Source organism: Glutamicibacter sp. BSL13, assembly GCF_052928425.1.
The window spans coordinates 1-1,734 of record NZ_JAVGCZ010000198.1; the positions used below are offsets into that span (position 1 = coordinate 1).

1 protein-coding gene is annotated in these 1,734 nt (G+C 61.4%); it reads right to left on the reverse strand.

All coding sequences use genetic code 11. The features are described 5' to 3' along the window. Nucleotides 1-174 precede the first annotated feature (174 nt). Entirely contained in the window at nt 175-1,611 is a 1,437-nt protein-coding gene (locus RCJ92_RS15795; protein ID WP_396277500.1) for an IS1380 family transposase, read from the reverse strand. Between the last annotated feature and the right edge of the window lie 123 nt (nt 1,612-1,734).

The window sequence follows — 1,734 nt, forward strand, 5'->3', positions numbered from 1 at the left end:
CCCAGCGGTTTCATCGTGGCGTTGAGGGCCGCTGATTTCCGGTTTTTCCCAGAGTCGGCGGCTTTCCCTGGTTTCGGGGTCGCTGCTGCCACCATGGTCACTGGTGTGGGTGCCGGGTTCCACTGTTCCGGTCGTGGTCTTTCATCTCGTTGACGGGCAAAGGTAGCTGCCGGTTCAAGCGGCCAGGTGGCCCTGGCGCCACTGCCGGTACCCTGCATGAGCCCGTTCCAACAGCTCTATGAGTAGCGCTGATTCCGGTGCCGTTTCAGGGATGAGCAGCCGGGTTTGCCGGCCGCTGGTGATCAGTTTCCCGGCAATGGAATGCAGCCGGTACCGCCACCGTTTCACATCCCAGCAACCAGCAGGATGCCCGATGGGGAGCATGGCCAGCTGGATCCAAGAGGTCAGGTTCATGGCCAGTACCGCCAGGTTCGCCCAGGCCTGGTTCGCGGTGAAGGACCAGTAGGGCAGCTTGCCCAGTCCGCAGGCCTTCAGCGTTTTGATCCTGTTCTCGCACCGGCCCCGCGCCCGGTGCCTGGCATCGAGGAAGGCCACGTTGTAGCGTGGGGCGTTGGTCAGGAACGCGGTTACCCGGTTCCCGTCGATGTCGAACAAGTTCGCGTTCGCACCCGAGTGCAGCGGCTCGGCCCGCAAATAGATCCTGGTGCCTTCAGGGTAGTTGTGCAGTTTGAGGACTTTGGTCGCGTCAATCACCCACGCATCCCCACGGAGTTCACCGTGCTGGTCAGTGGCTGGTTCCCAATACTTTTTGTCATTGATCCACCCGATGAACCGCTCGTTGATCACTGGTAGTGCGTAGGAGGTGGAGAACTGTAGCCCCAACGAGTGAAGGTGATGCAGGAACTGGCGTGAAGCGCCAGCGCTATCGGTGCGCACCAGGATCTTCTCACCGAGCAGCACCCCGTCCTTGGTATAGAACTCGTCCGGCAGCTGGGCCAGGGCTTGGTCCAGGATCGTGATGTGATCGGCGGCCGAGTTCGCGCCCTTGTTCCCGGGACGCATCTGCACAGCCAGGACTTCCCCGGTCCCGTTCTCTTTCCCGTAATCAATGCTCGCGATCATGGGAGCGAACCCATAGCCGCGTTTATAGGTGCCTGCGGCGTGTTCCTTGTCGGAGTGCACGTGCACCAACGACGCGTCAATGTCGATGATCAACGGATCGAGCCGGGTGGCCCGGGAGGCAGGATTGCGGGGTCCGGCTACGGCCCAAACCCTCGAACGCACGGTGCGGTGCATGGTAGCGAACGCGTAGTCGAATGCGGCAGGCTGGTCCTTGATCCGGCTCATGAGCCGGCTGATCGTGGCTTCGGAGGCCACCGGCCCGAAGAGCCCCGGTGAGGAGCGCAACTGGTCGATATCCGTGACTTGATCACCCCCACCGGCGAGCATGATAGCAAGGTCAGCGATCATCTTGCCCGGCCGGTGCACCGCGGTGGCCGGCACGAATTGGGAGAACCGGTCCTCACAGAGCCGGCGGAAATCCACGGCGTTCAGGAAGCTGGCCAGCACCCCCAGCCCTGCCTGGGACACCAGGGCTTGCCCGGTGAGTTGGGTCGGAAGATGCGGGAAAATCGGGGTAGACTGGTGCATCGAAAAGGTGATCCTTTTGAACTGGGTGGATGAAGCTTAGATACCTCTATTTTCCCAGTTCAGGTCACCTTTTCCTCGTTAAAGACCGTTAATGACGTCCCGAACGATGAAACGCCCGGGCTA

What these genes read in the sequence shown, in the direction of transcription:
- RCJ92_RS15795 (WP_396277500.1), bottom strand. Translation starts at nt 1,611, where the DNA reads ATGCACCAGTCTACCCCGATTTTCCCGCATCTTCCGACCCAACTCACC.